Origin of the sequence: Limnothrix sp. FACHB-1083 (assembly GCF_014696485.1) — a bacterium.
Taxonomy (GTDB): Bacteria; Cyanobacteriota; Cyanobacteriia; order CACIAM-69d; family CACIAM-69d; genus CACIAM-69d.
Genome location: NZ_JACJQD010000010.1, coordinates 156781 through 176896, shown reverse-complemented (window position 1 = coordinate 176896; position 20116 = coordinate 156781). Strand labels below are relative to the sequence as shown.

The window sequence follows — 20116 nt, the reverse complement described above, 5'->3', positions numbered from 1 at the left end:
ATTGACACGCTAGGGACTTCAAACGATCGATCTGGGCCAGGGGAGCAAACACCGGCTCGATCGAACCAGAACCTGCACCCGCTGCCAGAATTCTCAGAACAACCTGACTAAGACAGACTAACTGACCCGGGCAGATTGATCAGTATGAACTGGTCGGCATGAACTAATCAGCACAGGCTAATTAGCACAGACTAATCCAAACAGATTGATCGAGGTGACTGATCAGGGCGGCTGATTGATCACGGTTGATCACTAACCCATCATGCCTAGCCCATTTCAGGCTTCCACGCAACTCTGCACACCATGCCACTCTGCACAACTTCCATGCAACTGAAAATAATTCAACGAAACTGAGGGCCGCGAAAGGTGGTTGCAGCCCACGCAAGCCCACCGCGATCGCGCCTACAGGACTTCAGCGGGAACTGCCTGCCCAACATACCGATTGCGGGAACTGCCTGCCCAACATCCCAACATACCGATTGCGGTACTTTTTCCTGATACTGGTTAGTGAACCTCTTGAACGAATCCACCAGCAGCTTTCAACCCCCATCATGCTTTCTTCGTTGCCCGACGCTCAGCAATCCGATGTTCCATGCTCCACGCGCCCAGAGGATGTGGTGACAGCTTCGCGGCCCTTGGGGCGGCCGGAGTTGTTGGCTCCGGCGGGCAATTGGGACTGTGCGAAGGCGGCGGTGGAAAACGGGGCCGATGCGATTTATTTCGGCCTCGATCGCTTCAATGCGCGAATGCGGGCCGAAAACTTCACGGAAGCGGATTTGCCGGAGCTGATGGCCTGGCTGCATCGGCGCGGGGTGAAGGGCTATGTGACGATCAACACGCTGATTTTTACCGATGAGCTGGCGGAGGCGGAGCGCTACCTGAAGTCGGTGATTGCGGCGGGGGTGGATGCGGCGATCGTGCAGGATGTGGGGTTGGTGCGGTTGATTCGGCATCTGTCGCCGGATTTTCCGATCCATACTTCAACGCAAATGACGATCACCAGTGCGGCGGGGGTGACGTTTGCGCGGAATTTGGGTTGCCAGTTGGTGGTGTTGGCGCGGGAATGTTCGATTCGGGAAATTGAGAAAATTCAAACCCAGTTGGGCGATCGGGGCTTGTCTTTGCCGCTGGAGGTGTTTGTGCATGGGGCCCTTTGTGTGGCCTATTCGGGCCAATGCTTGACCAGTGAGGCGCTGGGTGGGCGATCGGCTAATCGGGGGGAATGTGCCCAGGCTTGTCGGATGCCCTATGAGTTGGTGGCCGATGGACAGGTGGTGGATTTGGGCGATCGGGACTATCTGCTCAGTCCCCAGGATTTGTCTGGGTTGCCGGTGCTGTCGGAGTTGGTGGCGGCGGGGGTCAGTTGCCTGAAAATTGAAGGCCGGTTGAAAGCGCCGGAATATGTGGCCAGCACCACAAGAATCTATCGCCAAGCGCTCGATCGGGCGGTGGCCGCCGTGGCCGGTCGGGTAGACCCGGCGATTCAGCCCCTTGCTCCATCACGATCGCAGACACAAGCACCGCGATCGGCTGAGTCGGCCGATCGCTATGAATTGGAAATGTCCTTTTCTCGTGGTCTATTCACAGGCTGGTTTGAGGGCATCAACAATCAAGCGCTGGTGCATGGGGAATATGCCAAAAAGCGCGGGGCCTATTTGGGCGAAGTGGTGCGGGTGGAAGGCGATTGGTTGTGGGTGCGATCGACTGGTTTGCACCTCAGCCCTGGCGATGGTATTGGACTGGACGGGCCCGGCGGCGAACAGGGCGGCCGCATCTGTGAGGTGCGGGAACCGGGACGATCGGGCGAGCTGTGGGGGTTGCGGGTCGATCGCTTCAGTAAGTTGGATTTGCGACGGGTGCGATCGGGCGATCGGCTGTGGAAAACTTCCGATCCGGAACTGGAAAAGCGGGTGCGCCAAACCTACGCGGGCGAGCAACCCAAATTTCAGCGCCCGATCGCCATTGAATTCCATGGGGTGCTGGGTCAGCCCGCCACCGCGATCGCCCGGGATGAGTTGGGCCACATTGCCCAAGCGGTGTCCACCATGCCCCTGGCGGCGGCAGAGCGCCAACCCCTCACGGCCGAGCGGCTGCAAGACCAGTTTGGCCGACTGGGCAATACGGCTTTTCGGCTCGATCGCTTTGAGCAACAACTCAGTGGCGAGGTGATTTTGCCCGCCAGCGAGCTAAACCGGATGCGGCGAGACTTGGTGGCTCAACTGGAACAGCAGCGGGCCCAACCGCCCCGTTGGACATTGCACGCCACTGCGCGATCGCGAGACCTTTGGCCCGCCATGGGCGATCGACCGGCTCCGAAGCCTGCCCAACTGTCGGTTTTGGTGCGCAACCGGGCCCAACTGGCCAGCGCCATGGCCGCCGGGATCGATCGGTTCTATTGCGAATTAGAAGATCCGCGCCAATATCGATCGCTGGTGGAATGGTTTCGCACCCAAAAACAATCGGATCAACAAACCCTTTGGGTTGCGCCCCCTCGGATTTACAAAACCGGTGAAACCTGGATTTTGCAGCAAGTTCGCAACAGCAATGCGGATGGCTATTTGGTGCGAAATTATGACCATCTCAGCTTCTTTGCCCAGGATCGCTGCATGGGAGATTTTTCGCTGAATGTGGCTAACCCAATCGCCGCTAGCTATTTTCAGCAAGAATTTCAACTGGCCGGCCTCACAGCCTCCTACGATTTAAATGCCGATCAATTGGTCGATTTGCTGAAAGCTTGTCCTCCCGACTGGTTGGAAATTACGATTCATCAACATATGCCCATGTTCCATATGGAGCATTGCGTTTTTTGTGCCTTTTTGTCCACCGGAACCGATCACACAAACTGCGGTCGTCCCTGCGAAAAACAAACGGTTACCCTGCGCGATCGAGCTGGGGTGGAGCATCGGTTACAGGCGGATGCGGGCTGTCGAAACACGGTGTTTAATGGGGTGGCACAAACGGGCGCAGAGGTGGTGCAACGGTTAATCGCATCCGGGGCCCGGCGATTCCGGTTGGAGTTTCTAAATGAATCGCCCGATCGGGTCAGTCACTCGATCGCCCGCTATCAACAACTCCTGCGGGGCGAAATTTCCGGCACTGAACTTTGGCAAGATTTGCAACTGTCCAGCCAACTAGGAGTCACGCGCGGCACGATCGGGAAACGAGAGCGATCGCAATCTGGCCGCTAGTATTTTGCGCCCATCAGCCAAAGATCTTCATCCTTCAACCCCTTTTTCCTCATTTCCCCCCTTTTCTTTAGTCACTGGTATGACCCATCTCAAGCAAGCTCGTTGGATTAATTTTTGGCAATCGATCGCCCTTGCGGCCGCCGGTCTTTGCATTGCCATGGCGATCGCCCACTTGCAGCCAGCCAATGCCACAGAGCCGATCGCCCCTCAAAACACCGTGAATTTGATCAGTGAGAATCCTGGCGATCGGCTTGCGCAAACCACGCCGGCCTTGCCTGAACAGCCCATGACAAAACGGCAACTAATCACCGCTGTTTTGCAAGAATTGGGAGTTGCTGAACGCTACGATCAATATTTGGGAAATGCTGTAGATTTAGCCGTTTCGCCCAACCAGTCCCTGAAATTCATTAACTGGTTGAATGATGTGCTCAAGGAGCGGGCCGGCTGGAAAACCGTCGCCCTCACTTACAGCCGTCGTCTCGATAGCCAGTTTTCTGAAACCGAGCTTCAGGAACTGCTGAGTCTGGCGCAAAATCCCACACTTCGCAAACTGTTTCGATCGGAACTAGAAAATTATGGCAACACTGCCCGCGATCGGCGAATGTTCCTGTTCCGAGTTTGGGAAGACTACAACAACGGCAACATTCCCGTTCCTGAAGGCATGTTTTAGAGGGAATTGATTGATCAGGAATATTACTAATTGCTCAGAGTTTGATCAATCAGCCCGTAGGGTGGGCACTGCCCACCAAACCATTGCTCCATGGCATCCGTGATATGGCGTGCCAATTATTTTTAGGTAAAGGCTGTATCGATCAGGAACCAATTGATCAAAGTCTCATTTGATCAAAGTTTCATTGATCAACGCCTTAACGAGAACTGGAGCGCTGGGGGCGTAGCGTTTCCAGCAGCGCCCGCCAAGCAAACTTCGGCAAAGCCAGCATTCGCCGCCAACGCCAAGGTTCTTGATAGAGCCGATAGAGCCATTCCAGATTGTTTTCGCAAAACCAGGCGGGCGCGCGCTCCTTTGTGCCCGACCAAATATCAAAACTGCCCCCAACACCAATCCAAATGGCATTGGGACAAAGGTGGCGGTGTTCCGCAATCCAATATTCCTGGCGAGGAACACCCAGCGCCACCAAAATCAGACCTGGTTGAGCTTCTCGCATGGCCTGCACCATGGTTGATCGCTCGTCTTCGCTCAAAAAGCCGTGATAAATCCCTGAAAATTGAATGCCGGGGGCCCGTTTTTCCCAGGCTTGGGCCGCCGCCTGAGCAACACCCGGTTGACCGCCATAGCACCAAACGGTTCCGTAGGCATTGGGCGATCGACCAAAGGCCGTCAGCACCGATTCTGCTAACTCAATGCCCGGAACCCGACGCACTTGGCGATAGCCCCGCAGCTTCAGGTATAGGGCCACGCCGGCCCCATCGGGAATGCACAAATCGGCTTGGCGAATCGTTTCCCCCAACCGGGCGTTTCGTTCCCCCTCGATCGCCATTTCCGCATTGAGGGTCACCACCTGCGCGCCTCCCTCCTGTCGCCGATCCAACAACCACTGGGTGTAGTCATCCAGCAGATGAACCGGCAACTGAAGCACCGTAGCCTTCAACGGGCGCGGGGCGATCGGGGAAGCATCCATGGAAGCGTGCATGGCAAATTTGCAAAATGATGGGTCGGGCAGTCGGGATTTAGTCTACAACCGATGCTTTTCCGTTGATTCATCCCGCCAGGGCGATTAATCCCAAACCGTCACTAATTCACTTGCAACTCACGGGACTGGTTCGATCGGCCCATTCGATCGGCCCAAGGGCAGTTCGCTGCTTTGCCATGCAGATTGTTGGGCGCTGTTAAAACAAATTCCATGACCGACCCTCAAACACCAGTCGGCCATGGCAACCACAGAGACCTGAAAGGGCGCTTAGGGGACTGCCTAAGGCGCAACCTTTTCCTTGAACAACTTACCGGCAGAAAAGGCGGGAACACAGGTGGCCGGAATTTCCATCTTTTGGCCGGTTTTGGGGTTGCGGCCTTCGCGGGACTTCCGCTCACGGCGCTCAAACGAGCCAAACCCCACCAGAGTCACCTTTTCGCCTGACGAAACCGCTTCCACGATCGAATCGAGTGCTGCGGTCAGCACTTGATCGGCCTGCTTTTTGGTGACATTCGCCTTTTCGGCCACCTTATCAATCAGCTCGCCTTTATTCATAATTCGAAATCTCCTGAATGCAAAGGGGAGCCAACCCAGTTTCCGGGTCGGCAATCAGTAGAATGAGTGGCTGAAACCCCTACCGAATAGCGGTTTCAATCGCATATTCTATCCATAAACTCTCGGGATGTGACCATAGGAACTGACAATTTGTAGCTATCTGAAGTTTTTTTTCAGTTTCTAACAGCTTGTCATCGAGCAAAAACCGGCTTTGATCTCGGGTCAATGCTGAGATCAATCTCCTCAATTTCTGCCCTGTTGCAATGGTTCTGAGTCCGAGGGGCACGGGCTGAAATGAAGACGGCGCGGCAAAATCCTGGAAATTCAGTCTGAGCAATTCAACCCAATCAGCACCACTGATTCAGGTTCGCCAACTGCGATGAGCGACCTTAATTGAGCGGAAATCGAACTGCATAGGATGTAGATCGGGTCTGTGCTAGTTTTGGGGCCCATCCAAGGATCGATCGGCCGATCCGTTGGGCTGACGGGCTGGACTGATCGGCTGATCGATCAGCTTGAACGATCAATGACGATCAATTCGGACATTTGAAACATCTTCTAAGATAGGGTGTCGGCACAAGAACCGGGAGGAAGCCGTTATGGAAGCTGGGCGTGGGCTGGTTGGGCTGGGCTGGGCATTGGGACTGACGGTGCTGGCCAGTCCTGCGAGCTATGGGGCCAATCCAGAGCATGTCCAAACGCTGTTGCTCACGCGGCAATGTGTGCAATGCGATTTGACGGGGGCCAGCCTGGTTTATGCCAACTTGAGCGGCGCAAACCTGATGGGGTCTGACCTGCGGGGCGCAAATCTGAGCCGTGCCAACCTCAGCCAGGCCAACTTGAGCGGCGCAAATTTGCAGAGTGCCACCCTGTTTGGAGCCACGCTGACCAATGCCCAGTTGACCAATGCCAATTTGGTGAGCACGGATTTGCGGGAGGCGGTTTTCTTTGGGGCCGATCTCAGCGGGGCCACCATGACCCAAGCCCTGGTGATTGGGGCTGTGGGGTTGCCGATCGAGGTGGCCACGCCGCGCGATCGCTTCAACTGGGGCGTGTATGAGGCGGATCGACGCAACTTCGCCGGGGCCATTAATCACTACAATCAGGCGATCGCCCAGGATCCGCAATTTGCCGAGGCTTACCTAAACCGAGCCGTGGCGCGATCGCACTTGGCAGACTATGGCGGGGCGATCGGGGATGGGCGAGTGGCGGCCCAGCTCTTTGCCCAGGCCAATAATCCCGAGCAGCAGGCATTGGCGGAAAAGTTTTCCGATGAATTGGAGCGCTATGTCAAAAAGGGCGGCCGTGAGCAGTCGGAAGGCAACGGAGTGGGAATTTCGGTGCTGAACTTTGTGCGCGGTGTTGGTTCTTTTCTAATTCCGTTATTATTTTGATTTCTGGGCTTTGCCTGTTTCGGGTTCTGCTGGCCTTAGATTTTCAATTTTGCAAATTCTCAACTCTGCCCTTTAGCGACGATCGCCACGATGGAATTTTCCCAAGCTCGACAGGCTTTTTTGCAAGAGGTTCGACGACCGATCGAGCAAATTGACCTAGCCCGAGCAGCCCTCTATCTTGCCCAGGAAGACTATCCGGGGCTGGTGGTGGAATCCTACTTAAACCAATTAGATCAGATGGCGGCGGTGGTGGGCGATCGACTGGCGGGCGATCGGGTTCCCATGCGGGTGATTCGGGCGATTAATCAATACCTCTTCACGGAATTAGAATTCAGCGGCAATCAATCGGATTATTACGATCCTCGGAATAGCTTTTTGAATGAAGTATTGGATCGCCGTTTGGGCATTCCCATCACCCTTTCATTAGTCTATTTAGAAATTGCTAAGCGACTGAATTTCCCCATGGTGGGCATTGGAATGCCAGGCCACTTTATCATCCGCCCCGACTTTGAAGAGGCGGGGATTTTTGTCGATGCCTTTGCCCAGGGCGAAATTCTGTTTCCACAAGATTGTGCTGATCGCCTCAGTAGCATCTATGGGCAACCGGTCGCCCTCAAGCCGCAATTTTTGGAACCGGTGGATCCGCATCGTTTCCTGGTGAGAATGCTGACCAACCTCAAGGCAATCTACATCAGTCGGCAGGATCCGATCCGTGCAGCCCGAGTGATTGAGCAAATTCTGTTGATTTTTCCCGATGCGATTCAGGAGCGGCGCGATCGGGGACTGTTGTATTACCAATTGGAGCGATTTACCGAGGCCCGAGCTGATTTGCAAGCCTATTTGGAAGCAAAACCACAAGCGTTCGATCGGGCCCCGATCGCTGCCTTATTGGATCGTCTTTCGGACTTTTAATTCAATTTTGCCTTTAATTGGCTTCAATTGGTTTCGATAATTGGTTTTAATTAGTTTTCAAAGGTATCTCTAGAATTTCATTTTTTAACTTCATCGCTCAATTGCATCTGGAACCAATCGCATTTTGAATGCTTTAACTTCCTGAACGCCTTAACTACGCTTTAACGAAATCGCATCTCTAAAATCGCATCTCTAAAAATCACCATGATCGCCGTTGCCCCTCGCCCAATCCATCTCGCCATCATTGGCGATGTCCATGACCAGTGGACGGTTGACGATGCCCATGCTCTTGAAGGGCTAGGCGTTGATGCGGCGTTGTTTGTGGGTGACTTTGGCAACGAAGCGGTGGAAATTACCCGGGCGATCGCGGCGTTGCCTTTGCCCAAAGCGGTGATTCTGGGCAACCATGATTCCTGGTATAGCGCCACTCCTTGGGGCCGCAAAAAATGTCCCTACGATCGCAGCCGCGAAGATCGGGTGCAAGAGCAACTGAATCTGTTGGGGGCGGCCCATGTGGGCTACGGTTGCCTGGATTGGCCGGAGTTGGGGTTGAGTGTGATTGGGGGGCGACCCTTTAGCTGGGGCGGCCCGAACTGGAGCTATGGGGAGTTTTACCGCGATCGATTTGCCGTGACGGGCATGATGGATTCGGCCGATCGAATTGCCCAAGCGGCGGCCCGCGCCACTCAACCCACCCTCATTTTTCTGGGACATAACGGCCCCTATGGGCTGGGAGATCAACCGGAGTCGATTTGCGGGCGCGATTGGCAACCGCTTGGTGGCGATTTTGGCGATCCTGACCTGCGCCAAGCGATCCGCATTGCCCAACAACGCCATCAACAGGTGGCTTTGGTCACCTTTGGCCACATGCACCACCACCTGCGCCACCGCAAAGATCGCTTGCGGCAGGCCACGGCCAACGATGCCCAAGGAACGGTGTATGTGAATGCGGCGGTGGTTCCCCGAATTCGAGAACACGATCGGGGACGGCTCCACCATTTTGTGTGGGTGGAATTGCTGGGCGGGCAGGTGACCCGGGCCGCTTCCGTTTGGGTCGATCGCACCGGGGCGATCGATGCTGCTGAGGCCTGGCTGGGGCAGCCCCCCGCACTTCAGCATTCATCAACACCGCTCATTCCGGTTCCTTAAGGTTGATTGATCAAGGTTGACTGATCAAGGTTGATTAATCGCCCTTGATGGCTACTGACCCGCTTCGGTTAATTCCAAGGTGCGACCCGACCAATCCTTAACCAAGAAATTAAGCGGTAACTCCTGGCGAATTTTGTGCCGAATTCCCCGCACCTGAATTCGCAACAGAATTTGTTCTAGACAGTCGCGATCGAAACAAACGTGGCGTTGGTGGTTGCGATCGCCCAAACTGGCTCCAGCAATTACATGGAGCTGCACATTTTTCTTGAGTTGATACCACAAACCATCGGGCACAGGAGCCGGATTGGCAACGCGCGCAAAGGTGCTGGGGGCCATATAAAGCGGGTCGATCGTGGTGGCCCCAAGGGTTTGTTCGTAGTTGTAGTAATACTGCAAGGGCACATCAGCCACCGCCAATTCCAAATCTCCCTCATAGAACTGTCGGGCAATTTCCAAATCCGACACCATGATGGTGTGAACTTTGGGCGCGCTGGACAGAAACATCCACATGGCTCCCCCATAGGCCATCAACAGCAGCACCATGATGCCTTGGGTAGAGAAAATCGTATCCAACGACAGGCCAAAAATGGCAAACATCAGGGGATGGAGGGTCATGGAGTTAGGAATGGGAATGGGTGAATTGCCTAATCAATTAACGAAGACAAGGGGCTTATAACAAAGACAAGGGGCTTAAGCCCCTTGTCCCAAATGACCAGAAGGCAATGGCTTCAAGGTGCTTTTTAGGCTTCATCTAAGAAGCAATTAAGAAGCAATCGCGACTTCCAACAGTTGTTGCAGCTCGCCGCTGTTGAACAGTTCAACGGCAATATCAGCACCGCCGATAAAGTTGCCATCGATGTAAAGTTGCGGGATAGTCTGCCAGTTGGAAAACTCCTTGATGCCTTCCCGAATGTCTGGCTCATCCAGAACATTCAAAGACTCGAAGGGCACACCCACCGCATTCAAAATTTGCACCACAGTGTTCGAAAAGCCGCACATGGGCATCAATTTTGTGCCCTTCATAAACAGCATCACTTTGTTGTTTTGCACCAAGCTTTCGATGCGTTGTTTCGTTTCAGGGGTCATGGTGGCTATCCGCGATCGTAATAGTGGACGTGGTTAGAACAAAGTTAGAACAAAACAAGGAACTGCGGCTCCTTGCCTTGGTGATTGGGATGCAACAGCGAAGGATTTATCCTGGCCAATTTTGGCTAATTTTTGCCTTTTTTTGACGCTTTCTGCATCTTCACTTGGCCAGTTTCCAGAAACTTTGGGTTTCTAGAGGTTCCTCATTCTCAGGAACTGCTGATGTTTTGCCCCGGCTGAGGCCCCTAAGCGGTGGCTTGTTGTGCGGCCCAGCTTTCGGGGGTAAAGGTCTTGAGGGCGAGGGCATGAAGCGCCCCGCTGCGGAGATCTTCATTCAGCGCGCCATAGACCAGTTGGTGTTGCTGGACACGGCTTTTGCCCGCGAAGGCCGCAGAGACAACGATCGCCTCGTAGTGGTCGCCGTCACCCGCAAGCTGAATTTCTGCGTCGGGCAGGTTGGCCTTGATGGCAGTTGTGATGCGATCGGGCGTGACCATGGTTGCTGTTCAAAGGGATAAAGATTGAATCCGTTTTTCGTTAGAAAATTACGGGATCTGATAACCCCGCCCCAAAAGGACGGCATTCTTGATTGTAGTCGGCCACTGGACAAGCGGTGCTGGAACCGGGCGATCGGGCTGGAGATTCCCCCTACACAAACCCTACATAAAGCCCAGACCCATGGGTTCTTGCAGGCCTTTGAGGGGAGGATCGATCGCCCCCGGTGGGAGGTTCTTACCCTGAATCAGAACTCCAAAGTTGCCGAGGCCCGTGGGATCGATGAGGCGGTGCAACACATCTCGACGGTGCAAGATTTGCTGAAAATCGATCGCTTGGGCGATCGCCCCGCCCTGACTGAGGGCCATTAGTCGATCGCCCAATCCAAGGGCCATTAAAAACAAACTTTGGCGTGTGAATCCTAGGGTTTGCAGGCCCTGTTGTTCGCCCCAATGTTGCAGGGCGCTGAAGTCCACGTGGGCCGTCAAGTCCTGCTGGCCCGGCAACCAGTAGGGATCGTTGTGGTGGGCGTGGCGGGTGTAGCACTGTAGCGTGCCGCCCGATCGGCTGGGGTGGTAAAACCGCTGCGCATCGTAGCCATAGTCAATGGTGAGCAGGTAGCCCGATCGCAGTCGATCGGCCAAGGTTGCCAACCAGTCCAATGCGGCCAAGTTCACCTCTGTGCAATAGCCCTCGGGATAAGCACCCTGAGCAAAGTCAATGTTGAGGGTCTGGAAATAGGTGGCTAGCCGCTCCGTGGACAGGGGCCCCACGCGATCGCTCAGATGTCCCTCGGAGGCAGTGACGTAACATTCTTGGAGCTGCCCCCCTTGCCAAATCACCCGATGAACGGGGAAAGCATCCACCAATTCATTGGACAAAAAACAGCCGGTGATCGAGTTGGGGGCGATCGCCTCCCAGGTGACCCAAACGACCCGATCGCCCGCCGCTGGACAGGCCGCCAAGCGCGATCGCTGCACAGCCCTCAAGACCGGCGAAATTTCCACAATCCGATAGGTGGTGGCGGCCCAACAGTCTGGATGGGCCGTTTGCAAATGGGTGAGCAAATCTGCCGCCATCACCCCTTGGCCGGCTCCCATTTCCACCAGGTCAAAGGCAGGCGGGCAACCCAGCCTTGCCCAACATTCGGCCACCTGATCCGCCAGCAGTTCCGCAAAATCGGGGCAGAGGTGGGGCGAGGTGACAAAATCGCCCTGGGGGCCAATGCCAACCCGATCGCCCGATCCCGCGTAGTAGCCCACCTGGGGGTCATACAACACCAGGGCCATGTAGTCGGCAAAGGTGATTTGTCCCCCGGCGGCAGCCAGGCGATCGTGCAAGGCCTGGGCCATGGCCGGGGCGATCGGGGGCGGATCTCCGGCCGCGGTTCCGGCTGGGCCTGGGGCCCCGTGGCGCGACCAACCTAGCAAATGGTTCGCTCCAAAGCGTTCAAACTGGGGATTCGCAGCACATCCCCATCCCGTTCAATCAAGCTCTTTTTTTCCAACTTGGTCAGCACCCGGGTCACGGTTTCGCGGGCCAGGCCACTAAGGCTGCTCAGTTCGCGATGGGGCAAGTTGGGGATCTCCACGCCCCGATCGCTGCTGCGACCCTGACCCTCCGCCAAAAACATCAAAATATCGGCCACCCGCGATACGCTGTCAGATTCCCGCAATCGCAACCGCCGGTTCACCTGGCGCAACCGCCGCCCCATCAGTTGGGCCAACTTGATGCCTGCCTGGGGTTCCGTTTCCACAAGGGTGATGAAGTCTTGGGCGGGAATGCTGCCAATGGTGGTGGGGGCCAAGGTAATGGCATCGGTCGATCGGGGCACTTCATCGAGGGCCGCCATTTCGCCAAAAATTTCACCGCGACCCAGAATATTCAGGGTCACTTCCTTACCTTCCAGGTTGTAGGTGCGGATTTTGACCCAGCCTTCCAAGATGAAGTACACCGAACCGCCCCAGTCATTTTCCAGCAGAATGACTTGGTTCGATGGGTGGGTGCGGGTGACAACGTGGGCAGTGGCTAACTCAACGGCATCACGCGGCAGCGCCCGGAAAAACGGAGCCGATTCGATGAGCCGCTCAATGTCCGCATGGGTGTCACGGGAGGTGGGACGGTCTTCCATGGGGTGATCGCGAGAGTCATTCACAGAATACTCGATTGTGCCGAGTTTGGTGGCGACTGAATGCTACGGAATGCTACCGGTTTCTGGGTGGAATCCCAATTCCAGTGATTTGTTTGTATTAATTGTTACTTGGGTTGTGGCAGGGGTTGCGTAAGACTGGCCGCAGCCAAGGTCTGAATCAAGATTTCAGCCAAGATCCAGCTATCAGGGTGAGTATTATTGACTACGACCTAATTCACGACCTAATTCACGACTCCCTAGCCAAGGCAACATCTAGCCTCAAAGCGATGATTACCCTTTCTTCAGATGAAATGCGCTAGGTCAAAATGCGTTAGGCCAAAACGCGGTTTTCAAACTCCACAATTTCTTCAATTCCCCGATCGCGTGCAATGAATTCCTGCACCAATTGGCGATAGTCCCGCAGGGTCAGCTCCACCCATTCTCGACTGGGGCTATCAGCAATTAAATGCACCAGGGGTTCACTGGCATCGGGCAGCACCAGGATCCAACTGTCCCGCGCGCGATCGTGGACTTTGATCCCATCAATCATTTCCAAGGTGCTGGGCGAGTGGGATTCAACCAAGTGGCGCATCAAGGCTCCCTTCACCGTCCAGGGACAGCGCACCGTGAAGTATTTGTGATAGATGCGGGGCAAACTGTCGGCTCGCAAATCCGCTAAGGTGCGCTCTTGAATTGCCAATAATTCGATGAGTTTGGCAACACAGAACATGGCATCAAAACCCGGGTGCAATTCTGGAAAAATGAAACCCATATCCCCACTGCCGCCCAGCACAACGTTGGGATAAGCACGACAGGTTTCCATCAGGGCAGTGGGATTACATTTTGTGCGAATGACGCGGCCATCGTGGCGGCGGGCAATTTGTTCGATCACGCCCGAAGCCCGCGCGGGAACCGCCACGGACGATCGGGGATGGGCCGCCAAAACGGCCTCCACCATCAATGCCGTCAGCGCCTCCCCACGAATGAGGCCACCGGCCTCATCGGCCAAAATTAACTGTTCCCCATTGGCCAAAATTTGGGCCCCAAAGGTGGCGGAAATCGCTTCCACCACGCGGCCGAGTTGCACCAACAGGGCTTCTCGGCCATCGGCATCGGCCACCATTTGGGTCAAGCTGGCATTTAGCACCACCGCTTCGCAACCAAACTTACTCAGCAGTTGGGGCAAAATAGCACCGGATACGGAATAGGCATAGTCCACCACCACCTTGGCGTTGCTGTAGCGAATGGCTTCTAGGTTGAGGTGTTTTTCAAAGCAACTGCGGTAGATTTCAAGGGTTTGGCTGGGGTAAAAAACATCGCCAATTTCGTCAATTTGCACCCGGCGCAAATCTTCTTTGAAATAGGCTCCTTCGATTTTTTTCTCTTTGCCTTTGGAGAGGTTAATGCCCTTGTCGTCAAAAAATTCAATGGCGGCGCGATCGGGGCGATCGGGATCAATGCGCACATGCACACCGCCCACCACTCCCAAGGTGGGCACAACACTCCGAGCCACGGGAATCGGCGTGGCCTCCAGGTTTTGGACATTGACTCCCACGGACATCAGGCCGGAAATGAACGATCGCGTCACCATCCGCGAGATGCTGCGTTGGTCGCGCGAAACGGTCACTTGTGCGCCCGGTTGCAGGGTGGAACCATAGGCGGCTCCCAGTTTGACGGCAAATTCTGGCGTGATGTCAATGTTGGCTAAGCCAGCCACACCGCGCTGACCAAACAGGTTGCGGTGGGCGGTTTGGCCCCAAATTAAATCCAAATTGAGAATGGCTCCCGATTCAATGTGCTTGCTGGGCCAAACACGCACCAGGCTGTTGATTTGGGACTCTTCGCCCACCATGGACAGGGAGCCGATCGCCACGCCTTCAAACACCCGGGCCCGGCGATCGATTCGCACCCCTCGGGCGATCGTGCAGGCGTAGAGGTGGGCTTCTTCGCCAATGATCACCCCGTTCCAAATGATGGGGCGCTTGAGATCCGCTTCGGTGCCGATCGTGACGTTATCGCCAATGACCGTGCCGGACTCGATCGTGGCACGGGGGCCAATTCGGCAGTTGTGACCAATCAAAACGGGGGGCACAATTTTGGCGCGATCGTCGATCGCGGTATTTTCGCCCACCCACAAACCCGGCGAAATCATTTGATAGGCGAAATCCAGTTTGACCTTGCCGTGGAGGGCCGCATAGTGGGCTTCGCGATAGGTGTCCAAATGCCCCACATCGCACCAATAGCCCTCGGCAATATAGCCATAAATGGGTTCTCCTTCGGCCAGCAGCAGGGGAAATAAATCGGTAGAAAAGTCCGCTTCTTGATTACGTTCTAGATGGCGCAAAACTTCCGGCTCTAGAATATAAATTCCCGTGTTGATTGTGTCTGAAAAAATTTCGCTGGCCGATGGTTTTTCCAAAAAACGAACGATTCGCTGATCCGAGTCCACAATCACGGCCCCAAACTCAATTGGGTTGGGAACCCTTGTCAACACTAGGGTTGCTTTCGATTGCTTTTGGCGATGGAAGTCGATCGCTGCTTGTAAATTAAAATCCGTGATGCTGTCGCCACTAATGACCAAAAATGTACCGCTCAGCCACTCTTCCACGTTCTTCACTGAACCGGCCGTGCCGAGGGGTTGATCTTCCTCAACGGCATAGCTTAAACGCACACCAAAATCTGACCCATCTTGAAAATAGTCCCGAAAAATATCGGGTAAATAATGCAGGGTGGCGATAATTTCAAAAATGCCGTGGCGCTTGAGCAGGTTAATAATATGCTCAGCGATCGGGCGGTTCAAAATGGGAACCATTGGCTTGGGTAAGTCACAGGTCAATGGGCGCAGGCGCGTTCCAGAACCACCAGCCATTAACACTGCGCGCATAGCCACCTCCCGATCGGTGATTGCAAAATCCAGATCAATCGCGATTTATGCCGAAATAGGGGCCCGCAGCAAGAAGTTTTGGGCTTAATTGCACGAAGTGCGGCTACTGCCCGATCGGCTGAGACTTAAACCGGTTCAGTTTCATTATGGCCCGGTTCTTCGATCCCTGAGCCGCTCGATCGTGCTTCGCAATGGTGGGGTTAATCTTCGATCCAGATCGCTCTCGATCCAGATCACCCTTAACCCACTGAACCCCGATTTTCCCATTGCCCAACTGCCCATGGCCCGAGCGGCCACCATCAGCGGCCACAATCAACAGCACCCACCAGTTTCCTAAAAAGAATTCTTGAACCAGCCTCTTCGCCAAAAATACAGCACCAATCCACAGGCAGTGACAATCATCACCAACCAACAGACAAGATAGCCATAGCGCCAATTCAATTCTGGCATATTCCAAGGCGAAGTTTCGGTATTGAAATTCATGCCATAGATCCCCGCCAAAAAGGTGAGGGGAATAAAAATTGCCGAAACAATTGTTAACACCTTCATGATTTCATTCATGCGATTGCTGACAGCGGACATGTATAAATTCATCAGGTTCACAGTCAATTCTTGATAGAGCGTGACCACATCCAAAATATCCGTGGCATGTTCATAACACTCTTGCAAATAAGCCCGCACGTCTGGGCTGATTAGGGGATGTTGTTCGCGCATCAACAGGGCGATCGCGTGGGTTTGGGGAGCCATCCACCGCCGTAGGGTCAACAAATCGCGCTCAATCATATAAATTTCGCGCATTAATTTGCGATCGGGTTCAAACAAAATGGCGCATTCTAATCGTTCAATTTCCTGGGCGTAATAATCCATGGCGGGATAGCACCCATCCACGATCGCATCCAAAAGGGCACATAGTAAATAATCCGATCCCATCCGCCGAATAATGCCGCGATCGGTTCGGAGGCGTTCTCGCACGGGTTCTAGGGCATCGTGCTCCGATTCTTCTTGTACGGTCACAACATAATTGCTGCCCAACAAAAGGCTGACTTGTTCTGTGAAATAACCGCCACCTTTTCCCCTGGGTGACAACATATGCACCAACACCAAGATACGATCGTCCTCAAATTCCACCTTGGGCCGTTGAGGCACATTGGCAATATCTTCCAAGGTGAGGGCATGGAGGCGAAACACTTGCCCCAACTGGCGCAACACCTCCTCGGAACCCAGCCCTTGCACATCCAACCAAGTGACCGATCCGGAATCGAGCAGGGGTTCGCAGTCCGCAGGGGCAGCCAAAAGTTGCCGCTCCCAGTGGGTGCGACTGTAATCAATGGCGATTAGCTCCGACGGGGCGGCATCGGGGTCAATCCGCAACGTTCCCGGGGTACTGCCGGGTTCTTCGGCAAAAAAGTCTTCGGATCCGTCCTGGGTCCAGGGAAAAACGGCGGGCGGCACGATTTGCGCAGGAATGCCAAACAGCTTGGAGCGCCGCTGGCTACGCCAGAGTTTGAGGCGACGAGGAATGGCTTGGAAAGGCATGGGGGATTTTGATCGGGTTTGCACCCCCATGTTGCCAAAATCACCCCAATTGCCAAGGGGGGATTAATCGCGATCTTGGGGCAATCTTGGGGCGATCTTGGGTTGAAATCCTGGAGACAAGAGGCTAAATTTTCTTGCCTGCGATGGTTTGGACGAAATCATTAGCGATCGCCCTAAACAAGCGCTCTCGATCACCGTCTTCGATCGTCTGATGGGATCTCAAGTGGGCAGGGGAGCCGGTTGGCTGATCATGTCGGAGTTCAGGGGTTTGAGCCGGCCGCTGGCGACCAGAGCTTGGTAAAGCATGACGACAACTTCCGCCCGGGTTGCGGTGCGATCGGGATCGAGCCGCTGGGGATCGGGATAGTTCACCAACAACCGGCGACGCAGGGCGGTGGCCACCTTGGGTTGGGCCCAAGCGGGAATGGCCGCGCGATCGCTCAAGCTATTGAGCACCGCCACGGCTTCATCGGCCCACCGCAACCCGCTCACCAAGGCCACGGCCACTTGCAGCCGCTTGAGGGGGCCATCGGGCTGAAATTGATCGGCTCCCATGCCCGAAAGAAACTCGGCCGCATAGGCCTGCTCAATGGCGCGATCGGCCCAGTGACCTCGGGGCACATCCCGAAACGCCTTGGCAGGTCGCCGGGCTAGGGGTTTGATGGCGGCAGTTACCAGCACGGCAAATTGGGCCCGCGTCATGGGGTCATTGGGGCGAAAAGTGCCGTCTTTGTAGCCGCTGATCCAACCCTCGATCGCGAAGGCTTCCACAAAATGCCGGGCCCAATGCCCCTCCAAATCGGCAAACAGGGGCAAGGTGCTGGGGTCGATCGGCTGCACAATATGCTCGGAATTCAGCGGCGGAACGGTTCCCCGCGCCGCCAGGGCCTGGTGAATCAGGGTAGCCAACTCTCCCCGAGTGAGGGGATCTTGGGATCGGATCTGGCGTTTTTGGGGATAGTTCACCACCATGCGCCGCTCGGTGGCCGTGGCGATCGCCCCCGTTGCATAGGAGGGAATGGTGGCCCGGTCTTGGTACAGCCCCAGCAGTTTCAGATCGCCCGCCGGTAACCCCAAACCATTCACCAGGGCGGTCATGGCATCGCCGCGCCGAATTTCCGCATTGGGCAAGAAGCGATCGCCCTGATAGCCCGTTAAGAATCCCATCCGCCAGGCCTTTTGCACCGCCCCATGGGCCCAATGGTTGCTGGGCACATCCACAAACGATCGCTCCGCCCTCCGCAGGGGTAAATCAAACGCCCGACCCAATACCGCCGAAAACTCCGCCCGGCTGATGGTGTTGTTGGGGCGAAAAGAGCCGTCTTCATAGCCCCCCATGACTTTGCGATCGCGCAGGATCTGAATGAAGTCTTTCGCCCAGTGCTCGGACACATCATCGATCGGGTCGGGTCGCGGGATCGGCAACGGATTAGGAAACATGTCCTTTTCAAAGTCCGCAAACTTTTGGGAGAGGGCCTGCCCAATCCCGTAGATGGTTGGCAACTGACCCCGCGTTTTCAGAATTTGATTGACCTCCACGTTGGTCACATCGGCCAAGTTGCGCCCCCCTTGAATGGCGATCGCCGCCGCAATCCCCAAACCTTGGCCCACGCCCGCATTCAACTCCACAATCCGCCCGGCCGCCGGAGCAATGCCGAAATAACCAGAAGCCGGACTCACCACCGCCACATTGGGCACGGATTTAGAAATGGCGTGGCGAATGCCGTAGTTAAACACCGGCACTGGCTCCGCCAAAAATTGCAAACTCTTGTGATTTTTAGCCAGCGCTTTTTTGCCCAGGCCAGGAATGCCGCCCCGCACATCGAATTTGTAGCAGAACGTGCCCAGGGCCTCACGGGTGGGCAAACCGCCCGCCAGCATTTGGGCCCCAGAAAAGGGGTGAATAGGATCGACCATGCTGCCGGCATAGCGAATATACAGCTCATGGGCCGGGGTCACGGCGATTTGTTGCCCAAAGCTCTTTAGCCACCGACTCACATGCTCCACTTCCTGCTGCATCCGGGCGGTGGGCAGTCCGGCATTTTGGGCCAAGGCTTCCGCTTCGTTGGCGGTCACAAAACAAAGCAGTGCGTTCCAAGACATGCGCCCGCCCGGCAGCACGGCAATGTTCGGTGAGTCGAGAATGAATTTGGTTTGCTCCAAATTCCAGGCGGTTCCGCGATAGGCGTGATAGAGCACCGAGAGGACATGGCAGCGCACATCGATGTAGTCGGGGCCAACCACCATGGTCATCGGTCGGCCGGCACTATCTTGCATTCGGGAGATGAACCACTGCACGCGCTTGGGATCACCGCCGGCCGCGATCGAAAGATATTTTTGAGCTTCGGTATCCTTGGGATTACAGAATCGTTGGATCCAACCTGCCTCGGCCCGGCGCAGGAAGTCTACGGTGAGGCCCTGGGTCTCGAAAACCAGCGAAACGGGCAGGGCTGAATCGGGTAGCCCCAACGTGCCAAAGCCTCGGACGGTCAGGCCCCGGGCCCTTTGCAAGAGGCCCGCATTCACGGTGGAATCGATGAATTGCTTGGCTTGGAAGGTGTCGCCATCGTCGGTGGTGATGGACAGGAGCCGATCGCCCGTTTTTTGAACGCGGCTGATTTTTGCCTGGTCAACAATATCCACGCCCGCTTCCAACAGCATTTCCCGCAGGGCCCGATCGCCCTTGCGCCAATCGAGGCCCACTTCCACCACGCCCGATCGCTGCAAGAACTCCTGATATAGGCTGGCGGGATCGCCATAAAGACCCATGCCGTATTGTTCCCGGAGCTTAGGGGAGAGGTGGGTGCGGTCTAGGTAACACAGTTGTCCTCGGATTAGGTGGCCGCCCACGCCATAGCTGGTGTCGCCGGCCGTGAGCAGCAAGGTTTTGAGTGGTTGGCCGCTCGATCGGGCCCGATATTCCCGGGCCGCCGCCACCAGGGCCAGAACCCCTGGCACTTCATCACCGTAACCAATCAGGTCATAGTCCCGAGTCATGGCAGGATTCACCGACGTTGCTTTGCTGGATTGCTGGACTGGATTGCTGGACTGGATTGCTGAACTAGATTGCTGTTCCGCAGGGTGCTGCGGCGTGGTGGGGGGATCTGGGATGCTTGGTTGAGGGTGGGTTGCGG

Annotated in this window: 15 protein-coding genes; 5 read left to right on the top strand and 10 right to left on the bottom strand. The window is 55.5% G+C overall.

The window, feature by feature from the left end; all coding sequences use genetic code 11:
• Window positions 1-551 precede the first annotated feature (551 nt).
• Window positions 552-3188 (top strand): U32 family peptidase, encoded by a 2637-nt coding sequence (locus H6F46_RS14115; RefSeq protein ID WP_190355335.1) that lies wholly within the window; start codon window positions 552-554, stop codon window positions 3186-3188.
• A gap of 79 nt (window positions 3189-3267) precedes the next feature.
• Window positions 3268-3858: a hypothetical protein gene (locus tag H6F46_RS14110; RefSeq protein ID WP_190355336.1), complete on the top strand. Its 591-nt coding sequence runs from the start codon at window positions 3268-3270 to the stop codon at window positions 3856-3858.
• Between the two features lie 196 nt (window positions 3859-4054).
• On the opposite strand, the gene H6F46_RS14105 is transcribed toward H6F46_RS14110, so the two are convergent.
• Together H6F46_RS14105 and H6F46_RS14100 are read right to left on the bottom strand one after the other, a co-directional pair.
• Window positions 4055-4813 (bottom strand): WecB/TagA/CpsF family glycosyltransferase, encoded by a 759-nt coding sequence (locus H6F46_RS14105; protein ID WP_190355430.1) that lies wholly within the window; start codon window positions 4811-4813, stop codon window positions 4055-4057.
• A 306-nt stretch (window positions 4814-5119) separates the two neighbouring features.
• Window positions 5120-5395 carry an HU family DNA-binding protein gene (locus H6F46_RS14100; protein ID WP_099535592.1) on the bottom strand — a complete coding sequence of 92 codons (276 nt, stop codon included), beginning with the start codon at window positions 5393-5395 and terminating at the stop codon, window positions 5120-5122.
• 599 nt (window positions 5396-5994) lie between these two features.
• On the opposite strand from H6F46_RS14100, the gene H6F46_RS14095 reads away from it, so the two are divergent.
• From H6F46_RS14095 to H6F46_RS14085, 3 genes are all read left to right on the top strand, one after another.
• On the top strand, window positions 5995-6789 hold the full coding sequence (locus H6F46_RS14095) for a pentapeptide repeat-containing protein (protein ID WP_099535590.1): 795 nt from the start codon (window positions 5995-5997) through the stop codon (window positions 6787-6789).
• A 90-nt stretch (window positions 6790-6879) separates the two neighbouring features.
• Window positions 6880-7701, top strand: coding sequence for a SirB1 family protein (locus tag H6F46_RS14090; RefSeq protein WP_099535588.1), 822 nt, complete (start codon window positions 6880-6882; stop codon window positions 7699-7701).
• A gap of 204 nt (window positions 7702-7905) precedes the next feature.
• Complete coding sequence (locus H6F46_RS14085; RefSeq protein ID WP_190355337.1) at window positions 7906-8850, top strand: TIGR04168 family protein; 945 nt, start codon at window positions 7906-7908, stop codon at window positions 8848-8850.
• A gap of 51 nt (window positions 8851-8901) precedes the next feature.
• Here H6F46_RS14085 and H6F46_RS14080 read toward each other — a convergent pair whose 3' ends face one another.
• The 8 genes from H6F46_RS14080 to H6F46_RS14045 all read right to left on the bottom strand — a co-directional run bounded on the left by H6F46_RS14080 (window position 8902) and on the right by H6F46_RS14045 (window position 19979).
• Window positions 8902-9465, bottom strand: coding sequence for a glyoxalase-like domain protein (locus H6F46_RS14080; protein ID WP_199291570.1), 564 nt, complete (start codon window positions 9463-9465; stop codon window positions 8902-8904).
• A 147-nt stretch (window positions 9466-9612) separates the two neighbouring features.
• Entirely contained in the window at window positions 9613-9936 is a 324-nt protein-coding gene (grxD, locus tag H6F46_RS14075) for a Grx4 family monothiol glutaredoxin (RefSeq protein WP_099535584.1), read from the bottom strand.
• A 245-nt stretch (window positions 9937-10181) separates the two neighbouring features.
• Window positions 10182-10433 (bottom strand): BolA family protein, encoded by a 252-nt coding sequence (locus H6F46_RS14070; RefSeq protein WP_190355338.1) that lies wholly within the window; start codon window positions 10431-10433, stop codon window positions 10182-10184.
• A gap of 162 nt (window positions 10434-10595) precedes the next feature.
• A complete protein-coding gene (locus H6F46_RS14065; protein ID WP_190355431.1) occupies window positions 10596-11783 on the bottom strand; it encodes an SAM-dependent methyltransferase in 1188 nt (395 codons plus the stop codon).
• Between the two features lie 71 nt (window positions 11784-11854).
• Complete coding sequence (locus H6F46_RS14060) at window positions 11855-12562, bottom strand: Crp/Fnr family transcriptional regulator (protein ID WP_099535580.1); 708 nt, start codon at window positions 12560-12562, stop codon at window positions 11855-11857.
• 331 nt (window positions 12563-12893) lie between these two features.
• On the bottom strand, window positions 12894-15446 hold the full coding sequence (locus H6F46_RS14055; RefSeq protein WP_190355339.1) for a mannose-1-phosphate guanyltransferase: 2553 nt from the start codon (window positions 15444-15446) through the stop codon (window positions 12894-12896).
• A 333-nt stretch (window positions 15447-15779) separates the two neighbouring features.
• Window positions 15780-17012, bottom strand: coding sequence for a magnesium/cobalt transporter CorA (gene corA, locus H6F46_RS14050; protein WP_242027957.1), 1233 nt, complete (start codon window positions 17010-17012; stop codon window positions 15780-15782).
• A gap of 189 nt (window positions 17013-17201) precedes the next feature.
• On the bottom strand, window positions 17202-19979 hold the full coding sequence (locus H6F46_RS14045) for an S-layer homology domain-containing protein (protein WP_190355340.1): 2778 nt from the start codon (window positions 19977-19979) through the stop codon (window positions 17202-17204).
• Window positions 19980-20116: the final 137 nt, after the last annotated feature.